General features: G+C 35.0%; 17 protein-coding genes. 6 read left to right on the forward strand and 11 right to left on the reverse strand.

The window, feature by feature from the left end:
• Positions 1 to 194: 194 nt before the first annotated feature.
• Positions 195 to 1451, reverse strand: a complete 1257-nt coding sequence (gene cypC / locus SH601_RS09340) for a CYP152 family fatty-acid peroxygenase CypC (RefSeq protein WP_319958021.1) — start codon at positions 1449 to 1451, stop codon at positions 195 to 197.
• Positions 1452 to 1488: 37 nt separating this feature from the next.
• Positions 1489 to 2478: an SDR family oxidoreductase gene (locus SH601_RS09345; RefSeq protein ID WP_319958135.1), complete on the reverse strand. Its 990-nt coding sequence runs from the start codon at positions 2476 to 2478 to the stop codon at positions 1489 to 1491.
• 718 nt (positions 2479 to 3196) lie between these two features.
• On the opposite strand from SH601_RS09345, the gene SH601_RS09350 reads away from it, so the two are divergent.
• Complete coding sequence (locus SH601_RS09350) at positions 3197 to 3316, forward strand: YjcZ family sporulation protein (RefSeq protein WP_319958022.1); 120 nt, start codon at positions 3197 to 3199, stop codon at positions 3314 to 3316.
• A 297-nt stretch (positions 3317 to 3613) separates the two neighbouring features.
• On the opposite strand, the gene SH601_RS09355 is transcribed toward SH601_RS09350, so the two are convergent.
• The 4 genes from SH601_RS09355 to SH601_RS17630 form a co-directional block, all read right to left on the reverse strand.
• Positions 3614 to 4471, reverse strand: coding sequence for an MBL fold metallo-hydrolase (locus tag SH601_RS09355; RefSeq protein WP_319958136.1), 858 nt, complete (start codon positions 4469 to 4471; stop codon positions 3614 to 3616).
• Positions 4472 to 4920: 449 nt separating this feature from the next.
• Positions 4921 to 5778: a P-loop NTPase family protein gene (locus SH601_RS09360; RefSeq protein WP_319958023.1), complete on the reverse strand. Its 858-nt coding sequence runs from the start codon at positions 5776 to 5778 to the stop codon at positions 4921 to 4923.
• 101 nt (positions 5779 to 5879) lie between these two features.
• Positions 5880 to 6095, reverse strand: a complete 216-nt coding sequence (locus SH601_RS09365) for a hypothetical protein (RefSeq protein ID WP_319958024.1) — start codon at positions 6093 to 6095, stop codon at positions 5880 to 5882.
• A gap of 119 nt (positions 6096 to 6214) precedes the next feature.
• Positions 6215 to 6466 (reverse strand): YfzA family protein, encoded by a 252-nt coding sequence (locus SH601_RS17630; RefSeq protein WP_413775109.1) that lies wholly within the window; start codon positions 6464 to 6466, stop codon positions 6215 to 6217.
• 177 nt (positions 6467 to 6643) lie between these two features.
• On the opposite strand from SH601_RS17630, the gene SH601_RS09370 reads away from it, so the two are divergent.
• Together SH601_RS09370 and SH601_RS09375 are read left to right on the forward strand one after the other, a co-directional pair.
• On the forward strand, positions 6644 to 7423 hold the full coding sequence (locus tag SH601_RS09370; RefSeq protein ID WP_319958025.1) for a hypothetical protein: 780 nt from the start codon (positions 6644 to 6646) through the stop codon (positions 7421 to 7423).
• A complete protein-coding gene (locus SH601_RS09375) occupies positions 7420 to 8280 on the forward strand; it encodes a DUF3307 domain-containing protein (protein WP_319958026.1) in 861 nt (286 codons plus the stop codon). Before SH601_RS09370 ends, SH601_RS09375 begins: the two co-directional genes overlap by 4 nt.
• Before the next feature lie 41 nt (positions 8281 to 8321).
• Here SH601_RS09375 and SH601_RS09380 read toward each other — a convergent pair whose 3' ends face one another.
• Positions 8322 to 8984 carry a YoaK family protein gene (locus SH601_RS09380; protein ID WP_319958027.1) on the reverse strand — a complete coding sequence of 221 codons (663 nt, stop codon included), beginning with the start codon at positions 8982 to 8984 and terminating at the stop codon, positions 8322 to 8324.
• Positions 8985 to 9167: 183 nt separating this feature from the next.
• Between SH601_RS09380 and SH601_RS09385 the strand changes: the two genes are divergently transcribed.
• From SH601_RS09385 to SH601_RS09395, 3 genes are read left to right on the forward strand one after another with little or no spacing between them, the layout of a single operon-like run.
• On the forward strand, positions 9168 to 9359 hold the full coding sequence (locus tag SH601_RS09385) for an aspartyl-phosphate phosphatase Spo0E family protein (RefSeq protein ID WP_319958028.1): 192 nt from the start codon (positions 9168 to 9170) through the stop codon (positions 9357 to 9359).
• 52 nt (positions 9360 to 9411) lie between these two features.
• Complete coding sequence (locus tag SH601_RS09390) at positions 9412 to 11031, forward strand: ATP-binding protein (RefSeq protein ID WP_319958029.1); 1620 nt, start codon at positions 9412 to 9414, stop codon at positions 11029 to 11031.
• The gene (locus SH601_RS09395; protein ID WP_319958030.1) at positions 11028 to 12671 is read left to right on the forward strand and encodes a thiamine pyrophosphate-binding protein; all 1644 of its coding nucleotides are present in this window, start codon (positions 11028 to 11030) and stop codon (positions 12669 to 12671) included. Before SH601_RS09390 ends, SH601_RS09395 begins: the two co-directional genes overlap by 4 nt.
• 58 nt (positions 12672 to 12729) lie before the next feature.
• Here the strand turns inward: SH601_RS09395 and SH601_RS09400 are convergent, their stop codons facing one another.
• The 4 genes from SH601_RS09400 to SH601_RS09415 all read right to left on the reverse strand — a co-directional run bounded on the left by SH601_RS09400 (position 12730) and on the right by SH601_RS09415 (position 15421).
• Positions 12730 to 13119: a carboxymuconolactone decarboxylase family protein gene (locus tag SH601_RS09400; RefSeq protein WP_319958031.1), complete on the reverse strand. Its 390-nt coding sequence runs from the start codon at positions 13117 to 13119 to the stop codon at positions 12730 to 12732.
• Between the two features lie 114 nt (positions 13120 to 13233).
• Positions 13234 to 13791 carry a cysteine hydrolase family protein gene (locus tag SH601_RS09405; protein ID WP_319958032.1) on the reverse strand — a complete coding sequence of 186 codons (558 nt, stop codon included), beginning with the start codon at positions 13789 to 13791 and terminating at the stop codon, positions 13234 to 13236.
• A gap of 147 nt (positions 13792 to 13938) precedes the next feature.
• The gene (locus SH601_RS09410) at positions 13939 to 15018 is read right to left on the reverse strand and encodes a hypothetical protein (protein WP_319958033.1); all 1080 of its coding nucleotides are present in this window, start codon (positions 15016 to 15018) and stop codon (positions 13939 to 13941) included.
• Positions 15011 to 15421, reverse strand: coding sequence for a hypothetical protein (locus tag SH601_RS09415; RefSeq protein ID WP_319958035.1), 411 nt, complete (start codon positions 15419 to 15421; stop codon positions 15011 to 15013). Before SH601_RS09415 ends, SH601_RS09410 begins: the two co-directional genes overlap by 8 nt.
• Between the last annotated feature and the right edge of the window lies 1 nt (position 15422).

Genomic DNA, 15422 nt, shown 5'->3' on the forward strand with positions numbered 1-15422 from the left:
CGATTGTAGAAGACCGATTCTTTATTGCATAGTATTCTTGAACTGCGCAGCAAATAACTTTGTATTATTACACTCCGTTTGTAATAATAATTATCTAATACTACTTATTGGAAAAAAGATATCAGTTACAGGATCTAAATAAATTAAGTCAACAGATTTACTTTTAATGTGCTGCAAGAACCGTCCCCATGTGCCTATCTCCGTCTGATGTTGCTCATTTCAAATCCACTTTTGGGTAGGGTTGGCATCTCATCTAGGCTATAGTTTAAGTCTTGGTTCGGGATGTCGTAATTAATTCTTTTAACTAGAAACTCTAACGTCGCTTTCATTACCTCGAGCGTAACACCTTCTCCAGGACAACGATGCCCTTTAGCAGGGTCACCCCCACCATGTGGAATAAAATTATAAAGACTGCCATTCCAATCTTTGAACCGACTTGGTTTAAACTCGTTAGGTTTTTCCCATAACCTTGGATCATGGTTTGTTCCATACATATCTAAAAATACAACTGTTCCTTTTTTAAATTGAAAGTTATTCCAAGTGAAATCATTTCGGACCTTAGCACCTACAAATGGGCCAAAAGGATAAAAACGTCGAACCTCGTGAATAAACCTTTCCATGTCGTCACTGGTCCCAGTCTCAAGCTTTTCTTTTTCATCTCTATATTGATAAAGAGCTAAGGCGGCGAATGTAATAAACGTTGCATTCGCCACAATTGGTCGTAACACGTTAATGAGTTCTACTGCTGCCATTTGGGTATCCAATTGTGTTCCATCGGGTTGTTTAAAAAACGCCATTTCATAAAGGGCTGTCCCTTTTTCCGATTGTAATTTTCCAGTTCGGACGTTATCGATGACTCCTCTAATCCATACCTCTGCTCGATTACGTGCTCTTCTACCTTGCCAATGTTCTGGTCCAACTTTTCCAAATGCATAAATCATCGATATAAAGTCATTGGCACGGTCCGTTATTTCTGAATCAGCTAGAGGAACTCCAGCCCACTGGCATACGACATTAGTTAGGATATTCTTCGCTTCCTCAAAAAGTACAATCCTTTCCGCATTCTCCCATCGTTCTAAGGCACATTCCCAATGCACACGAGTAAGTTTAGCAAGCTGTTGTTGGTTAGACGGAGTTAATAAGGACATAAAAAGTAATTTCCGATGTAGATGCGCTTCCCCATCCATCGTTTGAATAGCATTTTTTCCAAACAACGTTTCCTGTACGCGTTTTGGAGCTGTTCCTTTTCGTTGGAACTTTTCTGGGTCATAAAAAACTTCTGCAGCTTCTTCCCCTCTCATACAAATAACATTTTTGCCTAGTACACGAGCTTCAAAAATATCTGATTCATATCGTTTTACTCGATTCTCGATAAATAGATAGCCTTCTCTTAATAACGCTAGACTGTTATCTAAACTGTCATCATGCGGAAGCGATTGATTCGTTACCATATTTTCGTTCTCTCCTTTGTGTTATCGTAATGATTCATTATTTCCGCTTAGTTGCTGCTAATGCTAATGCCCCTAATCCAATAACAGCCATGGTAGAAAGGATCGGATGTTTACTAGCTTTCACATAAAGACTCTCTGAACGAATCCAGCCGGTATTCGTTCCCCGTTCATGTAATCCGTAACCAGCTTGATATAAGGCGCTATTTCTATTCAAAGCTGGTCTATTCGCGTACTGAGTAGGTGGCATCAAAAATTCAATGAGTCGATCAGTGAGTCGTGGAAGAAGTGTGCCCATCAGTTCTAGCAGTTTAGCTTGTGAGCCTACGTACATATCTCTTTTTGGGTGTTCCGCAGCGAATAGAATTGCTTCTGCAACAGCTTCTGGTGGATAAATCATCCCTTTATGTACCGGGTGCTCGTTTAAATAACTGGTGGCATGCTCATTATACGGTGTATCGATTCTTCCGGGATGGATCAACGTAACGGAGACAGGGACATTTTCTTTTTCTAATTCCATTCTTAGACTTTCTGTCCATCCATGCACAGCAAATTTAGTAGGGGCATATGTGGATTGAATGATTGTCCCTCGATCGCCGAAAAGACTACCAACATTGATTAAAGCACCTGTGACTCCTCTTTCTTTAAAGTGATTCACAGCAACTCTACTCCCATAAACGACACCCCAATAGTTGGTGTCGTGCATCCGCTTCATGTCTTGAATCGCTACATCCATCGCATAGCCATAGATCGTAACACCAGCATTATTCACCCATGTGTCAAAACGTCCGAATTGTTCAATTGCCTTTTGGGCTATTTTTTGGACATCCTCTTCACGTCCCACATCCGCTTTTACATAAGTCGCAGGATACCCTTTTTCTCTCAGTTCTTCTGTGACTTTTTTTAATGCTTCTTCATTTCTAGCAGCCAATACGACCTTAGCTCCTTTAGATGCAGCCATTCTTGCAGTGACTAGCCCAACGCCACTAGATGCCCCCGTAACAACAATCACTTGGTCTTTTAATTGCATTAAGGGCGAGTTACTTTTTTTCTGAATATTTGTTGTTTGATAATTCCATTGCTTGTTCTTTAGTTCTGCTATTCCTTTTAAATCTATCACCTTGTCATAATATTCATTTTTGTCATATATCATCTCAATTCCCAAGGATGTACCCCCTTTTCCTCAAAATCTTAACCTTAGTATTTGTAATCAATTAAGAAATATACATGGTTTACATACTAAATTTTAGTTGATTTCCATCGGTTTATTTTTTAAAGGTAGGGGAAGTTAACGATTACAATTAAAACATCTATTCTATTGAATTAATAAATAACCATTACATCTTTTTTCGTTATTAACGCTAGATTCAAAGATTGATTCGTTTTAATTATACATAAACTAAAAAAAGAGGGAGTCTTCTGTATAGGGAGAATTTTTTGTTTACTGAACAAATAAGCGTTCCTTAAAACTTCATATGGACCAATAGCATCAAGCATATTTCGCTTAATCGTTCGATATCAGTACTATCGACGTTTCTAATTTAATCCTCTTTTTCCCATTGATGTTGGTGCTTTATTACTTCCAGCCGTTCTTTTTTTGATCAATCCTTACTTGATTATTTCTTCGACTCTGTCTTCGCCTATATGTTTTAACCTTTAACTTCTTATACCAAAAAAATCAGACACTTGCCAATACAACTTTTATAAAGTTACATAAGATGTAATATCTGAATTAAGGAGGTGTCATTATGAGTGCTGGTACTGATTATGGATACGGTGGAGGCTTTGCCTTGATTGTAGTACTGTTTATTTTATTAATCATTGTTGGTACTTCCTTCGTTGGTGGTTTCGGCGGTTATGGTTATTAATACGACTGCCCATATCTAGCAACCTTCTTCATGGATACAGGGGTTAGTATACTTTCCTCTGTATCTATATTACATAATTGAATTCATCTTCTATTAGGCGCGTTAACTACAATAAATATTTATAGTCGAATATCCTATGCAGAACCTAATTAATGTAGATAAGGTTAAATTACTTAGCTGCCACCTATGGCCGGAATCCTCCTTTGTCCTTTTCTTATTCAAGAAAATTATAAGCAAAGTGACTCAAAAGTTGTTTTTTGTTCTTTTGAGTCACCATATTTTTCTTTTTAAGTAAAATCAATGTTTGCGATTCACGAAACGACCAGAATCTGGAGTTGCGATACGACCAAATTCCTTTACCAATCTTTCCAAACCATCTGAAAGTTCTGCTCCAAACACCGGCCGCCCATGACCAGTCACCGCAACGGCAGGTTTTAATGCTTCTAGTTTTTTGACGGATTCCCTTGCAGCATTCCAATCGGTCGTTAAATATCTTGGTGGTCCGCTAAATTCCAATTCCTGCGTCATCACCTTATAAAGCGATTCTTGTTTTACTGTGACAAAGGCGTCACCCGCAATTAGAGCACGATCCTCATCTCTAAATAAGGATATATGTCCAGGTGCATGGCCCGGTGTATGAATCCATCGCCATCCATCCATGAATGGAACACTACCATCAGAAGGAAGTACTTCTACATTATATCCTAAATCAACCGGTTCATTAGGAAACATTGGGGACATTTTGGCCACCAGTCCACCTTCTACCGTTCCATCAGGTTCAGGGAAACTTTGCTTTCCAGTTAAAAAGGGCAGTTCTGCTTCGTGAGCATATACTTTAACTCCCCATTGATTAACTAAATCCACCACGGCTCCCACATGGTCAAAGTGACCGTGTGTCAATATAATTGCTTTTGGCTTACTTTTTTCACCATACCGCTCCTCTACCACTTCAATAATACGGTTCGCAGATTCAGGCATGCCCGTGTCAACTAAAACCCACTCATTTGTTTTTTCAGGATTTCCTACACAACATATATTTACAATTTGGTTTGTATAACAGTAAAGATCAGGAAGTACCTCCATGCCCATCCCGCTTGTAAGAGAGTACATGGGAAGAAACTGGTTCTCCATCGAATCTTTCATACCATCATGCATTTTATCCAAAAGTATTCACCACTTTTCGTTATTGTTGTTCAAACAAATTTTTTTATATTGGACAAAGACTCATTTTAAACATCTTTATTATTCGGTTAACTACAAAAAATATGCCTCCTATTTAATAAGGCCTTTTAGTGTCATTTCTAATTGAAGTAAAAAGTAATTCTTTAAATAAAGAGTTCAGTGGTATTGGTAGTGGTTACTGTTAGAGGTATTACCTTTTGTTCTATCTAGCGTAGCAGTAATAGTTGTAAAGATGAATTCATAATCACTTCGTCATCCAATGTTTGATTAGCTCTTGTTGTTCCGGCGTTCGATTGTCTATTTCCTGAAACGAACCATTTGTGTACAACCTTTCTGATTTTTCATTTATGCTTTTATTTTATCGGACTTCGAAATACAGTTTAATTATTCTTAATTTAAAAGAACTTTTGTTAAATAAATTACTATATATAATCTATCACCTCAAACAAACCCAATTTTTCCTTTATTATTGACTTATACTTGGCAGTTTCATATAGTGAATTATCTAGCTTTGTTTTGTTTATACATAGCATTTCAAATATTTCTCTTTCAATCTCTCTTCTTGCTTCTAATACTTTAATTGTTCCCTCCACACCACTATAACCGTTTATTTTCCCATAGCCGTGATTCGTATAATACTCAATAAAACCAGTAGACCATTCTTTGGACCTTTCATTAAATATTTTTCTGAATGACAATTCTAAATCAGCTTGCTCTATATAAAACAATACTGGATTTAATTTTTCTATAATTCTCTCTAAAGCCCTTACATAACTTACAACATTTTCTTTTTGCTCCCCATGCCTAATCATTGCGGTTGTTAACGGATTTTGTATAAAACAGCATTCGAAAATATAAATCTTATTTCCGTAGAGAGCTTTATCTGCAAAATCTCTCCATTTTTCAGTTATTAATTCAATATGCTTTTCTAACGGTAGCTCATAAATATCATTTTGAAAAGTGCTATTTAGTAAACTGTCGGGAAAGTTGTATCCGTATTCATTTTTGATTTTTCTATATGGCAATAAATAATTATTCCCTTTCTTCATAACATTTTTATTAATTACTTCTTTAAACATTACACTATTCCTTAACAAATTTTCAAATTCAACTTTATTAAAACGAGAAACTCCATCATAATCAGCAGGATGGTCGAGATTTCCTTCAAGAAATAACTCAGCATCTATATTTAATTCAGTTAGAATATCGTAGAGTAAGTTTGCAGTGGTAGACTTACCGAATCCAGGTAGCCCTTCTACCATTATCAATTGTGTATTCAAGCAAATTGCTCCTTTCTAAGTCAACACAATAACTTTAAATGAAAAATATATTGTCCACTGAACTCACCTCCGATAATCAATATCTCTCTAGCTATTTATATTTATTCGGAATCCTCCATGTTCTTTTTCTGTTTTTTTCTAAGATATAACCCTGCAACAAACATAAGAGCATAACCTATTAAAATAAATATATCTAATTTATGTTGCCATAAGTTGTCTGCGTCTAATAACCTCAAAGTATAAGCTATTGTCATCAATGGACCAAATATAATAAATACGATCGGTGTTTGATCTTTTGGATCTATCTTTTTACTCATCATACAACATCCCTCTTCTTACATGAATTTACACTTATAACTATTATTACTGGTGACTATAATACCATAATTAGCATTAACTGTATATCTATATAGTTATCTTAACAATATAAACCAGATTAACTAGAAACAGTTCTTTTTGCCTTCAGATATTCAATAAAATTGATCACCGTTTCTGGTAGGCAAATAATCATGAAGAAGATTACCAGTACGTTATGAACAGGTGTCCTGTATGGAGTGAACCATTCTGAGAAAAATTGCGAATTACTCAGTTTTTCAATATATCCTCCCTCTTGAAAATACAGTGTCCATGATGAATGGTCAAAAAGAAACAAAATACTGTTCAAAATAAGAAATAATCCGAGCGGCAGAAGCTATCTTCTCTTTTTCGTTTGAATGAATTTGTAAGACTTTCCTCCATACATGCGGTATGCACTACGAATCCTTTTTCGAGTAAATAATCGAACCTCAATAAAGTTTGACTATATAATCAAACTTTTGTTATATTTGATTAAATCATCAAACTTATTATGTGAAAGGAGCTGTTCATGTTGTTAAATGAGGTCTCTGTCTTTATTATGGATGTGAGTAATTCGTCTAACAATGACATTGGGAATGAGTTAAGTAGTTATTTGCAGCAATTACAAACTAGCATTACAAAGTGGACAGAAAATATAACGATAACAAAGGTTAGTCATCGTGCTGGTGATGAATTGGTTGTGGTAAGTAGTGGTTATGCATCTGCCTATATACTTGCTTTTTATATAAGCCGTATTTGGAAGTTTGTCGATCACCAACCTTATTTCGGTCTATCCTTTGGTAATATCAATCAAGACATAACCACCCTAAATCTAGAAACTTGGATTCACCCATTGATGAAACAAGCTAGAAATGCCAATGATTATTTGAAAAAACAACAGAACAGGTCACTATTTCATATGGCATTACCTAATGTATCGGATAAACATGGGTGGAATACTTTTAGTAAACAATTCGAAACATTAATCAATACAAGTTTCCGTTTAAAACAAGAGCATATTAATGACCAGACGAACATCCAATCACTTGTCTGTTCATTATATTTAATATTTGGTCAACAAAGCGAAATAAGTCAATATCTTGAACGAACAAAAGGTACGATATCACATCATATGAAACAAGGTAAAACACAGGTTATCTTGCAAGCATTTCATAACATTGTGGAACTACTAGATTCTTTAGAAGTAAGTGCGGAGTACCAACTAACAGATATGTTGCAAAAAAATATTAGATATCATGTTATGAATCACCTACAGGATTATTTCCCTAAGGGAGGGAGAATATCATGACTGTACTATTATTACTTCTCGGTCATTTAATTGCTGATTTTTGGTTACAATCAGATAAAATGGTGACAAACAAATTAAAGAACTTGCCTAAACACCTGTTTCATCACATGCTAACAACAGGTATAGCACTTGTTGTTGTATGGGGGTATCAATATGAATTCCAACATATCATGACCTATTTCATTCTCCCTTTTGCTTTTATTATCATTAGTCATTTTTTGATTGATTTATTAAAAATAAAATTAGTGGATACCATACCAAGAGGTTCTACTGATAACTTGCAACGTTTAGGATACTTTCTATTAGACCAACTAATACATGTTGTCATGATATGCCTAGTTAGTATCTTTTTCTTTAATACAAAAGTACTCTATTTATTAGACTTTAACAAGACAAACGATGTAAGTTGGTTTCATTCAATCGTGTTCATCATTATAATATATATTTTGGCAACAAGTGTTAGCGGGCATATAATAAAATTCATTATTGGCTCGTTACCGTCAAAACTCACAAATTTTGAAGGAGAATTGACAGTAAAAAATCAACTGAATGCTGTTAAAACAAAAAGTCTACCACAGACGGAAAATAGCTTTACAGAGGAATATCATTACTTTTCATATTCTTCCCCACTCCGTTCACGTGGTAAGCTCATCGGATATGTTGAGAGATTGCTTGTTATTATTTTAACAGCAATAGGTGCATACCAATCAATTGCATTTATTATCGCAGCTAAGTCGATTGCGCGATTCAAACAATTAGATGACCGTAATTGGGCAGAATATTTCTTACTAGGTACCCTCTCTTCTATCTTAATTGGATTAGTGCTAGGTTTGATTGTTCAAGTAGTACTAATGTAAAATGTAAAAAGAACCACTGCAACACGCAGTGGTTCTTTAATTTAAGCACGTTTTATCCATAACCAAACATAGAAAATACCGGTAAGTATAAACGCTAGCCATAAGTTTAACTGTTCGCCAAAGAATAACACAATTGTGCCTGTTCCAACGCCTAATATGAATATTCCTATTCCAAGCAATAACGTGGAGAACGTATGTAACGCCGCTTTATCTTTATTAAAAATGGCTAAATAAAGGTTATTCATTAAATTTTTGGTATTCCCTGTCATAATACCATTGTTGATGTTCGTTGATTTAATCTTACGAAACACGGTTAGCTCATAACCCGCAAGTAGTCCAAGCATAAATCCAATGATCACAGAACCTATATGTTGTTGAATGATAGCTATAACTAGCAGAAAAATCATTTGGATAAAAAGATAAATACGATACTTTTTCCACCCATATTCCTTCAATCGTTCTATGACTCCTTGTGCTAAAAATGCTCCTACTGAAAAACCAACAAAAGATGATACGTTTATCAAGGCGTCTAACGGATTGCCCGCAAATAATTTAGCTGCCATCATAACGACGTTTCCTGTTTGCGCACTGGCAAACAATCCTTCTTGTGTTATAAACGTAAAAGCATCAATAAACCCCATCAAAAAAGTCGAGAAAATCGTTAAGATAGTTAAAAGTCTGTTTTGATCTATGTCTTGTTTCAATCTAATCCCTTCTTTCAATCAATCACCATATAGCATATTAGTTTTTTATAGTCCAAATGTCAACTTACAAAATGAATAGTAGCATAATTTTGTAAAAAATTATTTTTTTCGAGTAAATTTAAGGAAGTTTTATATTATTTATGTTATTCTATTAGAAAAATGTAAATTGATAGGATGTTTTGATTGGATATAAGGAAATTAGAAAACGAAATACAGTTGTTGCAAAATGAATTATATAGATTAGCTAATGAAACAAACCAATATACGTTAGGGGACATTTTGAAGATTAGCGAACTATTAGATGAAAAAATAGTAATTTATCAAAAGTTAAACTTTCCAAAAGGCACCAAGGTGAATGAATACAATCTGCGTTAGTCAGACACCATAAAATTACCATTTTTCGTTACTCGTAGCTAGGAGGAATGTCATGAAGGAGTTAGGCACAGAGCTATATGTACATAATTCTAAATGGGTATGTCGAACACTTTATCAACTTAATCCAAAAGAAATCCCCTTCTTAAAAAAGAAATGGAGCAAGCAAGAGCTGCACATACAGCAACAAAGATATAAAAAAGAATTACATGTCGTACAACATTTTATGAAAAAGCTGATTCAACATATGGCAGGTATCCCTACTTTGATTATTACAACGGATTATCAAGGATATATACTAGATATATATGGTGACGATAGTATTAGAGAAATGATTGATTCATGTAATATAAAATTAGGTGCGAAATTTGATGAAAAAGATGTCGGCACTAATTCTGTTTCGTTATCATTAGAACATCAAAAACCATTCGCAATTATTGGTACCGAACATTATCATGAATATTTGTCAGAAGTAGCATGTTATTCTACCCCAATAGACTTTACTAATAAAGGTAGTTTAATAGGCACTGTTTCTATAATGACAACGGTCAACTTCGCAAGTAATTTTCATCTAGGTCTTCTTTCATCCGCGGTTGATACAATCGAGAGAGAAATTCAACTTCAAGAGCAAAATCACACATTACATTTACTAAATCAAATATTAATTGACTCTACCCCTATCGGACTTATTATGACAGACCAATGCGGTCGTATGATAGAATTTAATTCAAGTGCAGAAAGTATTCTAGAGCTATCGAAACAATCTGTTATAGATAACCCGACTCGACTTAGTACTATATCGGAATACATTCACTATGTACTTGAAACGGGTGAAATTATTGAAAATTTAGAATTATCTTTCGCTCCTTTAAAAAGCGATTACGATAAGAGACTATTACTTGATGTACTACCACTTTTCGATGAAAGGGAAATGATTGGGGCTTTTGCTCAATTTAGAGATATGACGAGTTATCATGACTTACAGCAACAGTTAATTAATTCAGAAAAACTATCTGCCATTGGAAAATTAGGAGCAGGATTAGCACATGAACTTAGAAATCCTTTAACATCGATCATCGGTCTTACACATTTAATGAAAGAACAAACAGGCAGTAATCAGTATTTACCCGTTATAATTAATGAATTAGATCGTATGAAGAATTTAGTGAATCAATTTGTCGCATACGGGAAACCTTCCAAAATGCAACGTGGTGAATGTAATCTCAGTCAGCTTGTTCATGATACGATCGATTTAATGCGTAATAATGCTTGTGAGAGAAATATAAAGATTCATTTTGAACCAGAAAACACGACACCAGTAGTACATATAGACAAAAATAAGATAAAACAAGTATTGATTAACTTTATCAAAAACGCATGTGAGGCAATGCCTAATGGTGGAAATATTAAAGTAAAATTCGATGATAATGTTGAAAATAGTATGATTCGAATTTCCATAAAGGATGAAGGAGTTGGGATGACAAATGAACAATTAGAACAATTGGGAACACTTTTCTTTACAACAAAAGAAACAGGTCTTGGAATGGGCTTACCGATTTGCATTGATATTATTCACTCTCATGATGGTAAGATTGAGTTTGATTCTGAAGTAGGAAAAGGTACAGAAGTGCATATATTTTTACCTCTATATCAAGAAAGGATGGATATCTTATGAAAAAAGTGTCCGAAGTATTGGTTGATAACTTTAAGCAATTAGGTGTGTCACATGTTTTTGGTATTCCAGGCAAACCAGTAGTTCCTTTGATAGCAGAATGTGAAAAACAACGTATTCCCTTTGTCTTGTCTAGGCATGAATCTGGGGCAGGATTTGCTGCTGGTGGCTATGCATTAGTAAAAAATAAAATTGGTATAGCAATCGGTACATCAGGTCCTGGCGGCACGAATATGTTAACAGCCGCTGGCCAAGCTAAAGCGTATCATTCCCCTACCCTATTTATTACAGGACATCCATCCGCTCAAGGTACAGGAAAAGCACAAGGTCAGGATTCTTCGATATTTGGTACAGATTTAGTGAAAATGTTTGAACCTGTCACCCTATTCAGCACTAGAGTTGAGCGAGGTGATCAAGTGGAATTATTATTCAAGCATGCAGTGGAAAAAGCGACGACAGGCAGAAAAGGTCCTGTTCACTTATCCATTCCAATGGACGTGCTACAAGAAGAAATTGATGAATTTAAAGTAGATATTTCTACTTTCACCGCTACCGTTGTATCAAATAAAATAAATGACGTAATTATTAAGTTGCAAAAGGCGAAAAGACCGATATTGTTACTAGGTAAAGGAGTGCATCTATCCAAAGCATATGAAGAAATAAAATGGTTAGTTGATAAGTGGCAGATACCTGTTATGACAACTCCTGGTGGTAAAGGGACTTTTACAACAGACCATCCTCTATCTCTAGGTTCTTTTGGATTAGGCGGTAATGAAAAAGCAACTCAATACTTAAAGGACGGCGTCGATACGATGATGGTAATTGGAAGTAAGCTTAGTGATATGTCTTTAGCAGGCTTTTCGTCATCATTATATCCAAAAGAAGTGATTCACTTTGATATTGATGTTACATTTGTTCAAAAATCTTTACCATTGCCTACCTTAACTGTTCAAGGTGATATAAAGTCTAACCTCCAAGAGCTCCAACAACAGACATCTACACTAGAAATGAAAAGCGTTACAAGAACTCCTCTTCTATTAACTGAAAATGAACAAATAACAGAATCCCAAGAAAAAGATACACCTATTTCCGCTGCAGTATCCATTAATGAACTACGAAAACTATTACCAATGGATTCGATCATGTTTGGTGATGATGGAAGTCATACTTTCTATGCCATTAAACACTATGATATCTATGAGCCAGGGACATTCTATTTTGATGACGTGTTCGGTACGATGGGACATGCGATTGCTTACTCTATTGGAGCAAAATTGGCATCACCAGAGAAAAATATTGTTTGTTTAACAGGTGATGGCTGTATGTATATGCACGGTACAGAGATTGCAACAGCCGTCGACTGGCAATTACCAATCATTTATATTGTTTTAAATAATAAAGCATTAGATATGGTTGATAAAGGGATGAAAAAGATGCTAGGTTATTCGGTTGGATCGTTGTATCGTGAGGGATTAGATGTAACCCGATATGCTGAATCATTAGGAGCTAATGCTTATCTTTGTCGAAACCTTGAAGACATTCGAAATGCAACTAACCAAGCATTAAAAGAAACAGATGGACCGACTGTCATTGAGATCATGGTTGATCCTGATGAAATCCCTCCAATCTTAAACAGAGTGTAAAAATACTAATCGCACGACCATCCATTAACTTTGCTACAAGGATGGTCGTGCGATTTTGTTATTTTACATATTCCTGTTCTTCTATCCATTCTTTATATGTTTGGTCAAAAACTGTTAATGCATTCATAGCTTTTGGAAAACCTACATAACCGCTACAATGTGTAATCAATTCTAAAATTTCTTCTTTCGTCAATCCAGATCTCAGTGCTGCTTTAAAATGAAACGTAAGGGTATGACCAAATTGTCCTTGTGTAATAAGTGAAGATAACGTAATTAGTGTTCGTTGTTTCCGATCAAGCGCATCATTATCATAGATATCACCATAGCCAAATTCTAATGCTAGATTGGCTAGCCGCGGGGAAACAGCCTGTACACCTTCCATTGCTACAATCCCTTGTTCTCCAGCAATTTCTGCAATATTAGCCCAACCCTTTTCTCTTTTATTCATGCACTTATCATCCCTTCTATCAGATTACTAGCATTGTTTGTTCATTATATATATTCTCCGCGGAAGCTCCAATATCCTTTTGCTTCTATTTAATATTTTGTAAGAAAGAATGGGTTATCTATATGAATCATGGATTGGAGTGAATAAGTCATCTTGTGTACTTCTAACAAGGGAGAAATGCTCCACGTTATAGTGACCGTGCAATGTGTGATTATGATGTTGGATAATTTGTTCTGCGTCTAATACTTCATTACCAAGTGTAGAATGCCCGTCAGCTACTAATGTCACATCAAAACCATTAATAGTAGCAGTTCTCACTGCAGAATCGATACAATGCTGTGTTTCACATCCCATCATAACTATATGCTTCACTTGATTAGTGTTTAAGTAGTTCATTAGATTTGTACCGTGAAAGGAATTTGTCGCTGTTTTATCAAAGATTGGGGCGTGTCTAGGAACTTGGATATCCGTATGTATTTGAAAGCCATCCCCTTTGCCTTCTGCAACATCCTTATCTCTAATGAACACAACAGGAACGTTTGCTGCTTTCGCTTTTTCGATGACTAAATTGATGTTCTCTATAAGTTGTTTCTTATTAAAAATTGGACCGTGGTTCTCATTTCCATCAACTAATGCTTGTTGTGCATCGATAATTAATAAAATTTGCTTCAATTCATTACTCCCTTTCTTGTTTTACATAAGTATGACCGCAATACACCTTCCTTTTTATTACTTCTTTCAATTGTATCATAACAACTTACTTACAAGGTAACATAATTAGGAATTGCGCTTCCTTCTCAACAAAAAAGAAGGCAATATTTAATTACCTTCTTTTTTCTTCGCTTTTCGATGATTAACGGCTATCGCAATTCCGCTCCCTATTAATAATAAACAAACGAGAATTACTTGCACATATTGGTCATATATAAGCCATAGGTTAATTTGATAATAATCCATAAAGTAGTCTCCAAAGACAGGTAAGACAAACGCATCGATTAAATAGAAAACACCAAGTAGGATTAAACCAAATGCAATCCATTTTTGATAATTGATGAAATAGTTAATAACAGGAACATCTTCTAGAACTTCATATTCATAACGATTCGCTAGTTGAAGTGCATCAAAGAAACTGTAAAACCATAGAATCGGAATCATAAACAAGAATAGTGACAAATGTAACACATCTAACAAATAAATCGATAATAAGAAACCGATCATCAATTGAATACCTCGCTGCTGCAATCCTAAATATAAATGTCCTGCACCAGGAAATATAGCTAAAATAGTTGTGAGCATCTTACTTTTCCTATCATTATCATGTGCATGATTAAAATCATCCATTAATGTCCTATCTTCTAATTTCTCGCCTGCTTGTTGCTTATTTAATAATTGGATAATATCAAACATGCTATATATCCATATTATTGGTAGAGCTAATAGAAAAATTAAAAATATCGCACTTGTTAAAAAGCTAATAAAAATAACCATAATAATCACGCCAACAAAAGCTGCTAATATCGTCAATCCGCGATAAGATAAACCTAAATAAAAATGTCCCATACCAGGAATAATAGATAGAAGCATAGTAGCAACACGATCTTGACCGTTTTCTTCCTTCGTGTTCTCAAGTTCATTTGTTCCTATTTGTTTGTTCGCTTCTACTTTTCCGATAAACAAGGTCAAAATAATATCAATAAAACTAACGCCCCAAATAAACATACCAAACAGGACAAGTATAATAACATCATAAAAGCCTATTAAGAATGCAAATACTGTCATCATAACACTAGCAATAAATGTTAACGCGTAAAGAATCCCTCTGCCTTTGTGTCCCCAATATATATGACCGAATCCAGGAATAAGTCCTAGAAAAAATGCTGCTATACTTGATTTATTCATTGTGTGATTCCCCCTTAATATTGTCTAGCAAATCAAGTGTTTTCGTCATTAGTTCGTCAGTGAACGAACCATCGTTATCTAACTTCATGTCTGACATGTTTGTTACACCTTGGAAGACACCTGATACGGTTAACAACATCGTTAATCCCGCTGCAACTAGATAATGAACGAGAAGGTGATTTTTCTTATTTCTTTTAGGAGTAACAGTTGTTTTTTCAATCTGCTGAATAGTTTTATCCGTAAAATCACTAGATAGAGTACTATTCATCTCTATATCATCTAGAACGGACATATATAAAGCGACACACTCGTCACATTCTAACAAGTGTTGATCAATATGTTCTGCATATTCTGTCTCTCCTTCTATATAAGAACGAAGCATATCTTTTGTTATATGGGTCATA

Origin of the sequence: Gracilibacillus pellucidus (genome assembly GCF_033949965.1) — a bacterium.
GTDB classification, from domain to species: domain Bacteria; phylum Bacillota; class Bacilli; order Bacillales; family Amphibacillaceae; genus Gracilibacillus; species Gracilibacillus pellucidus.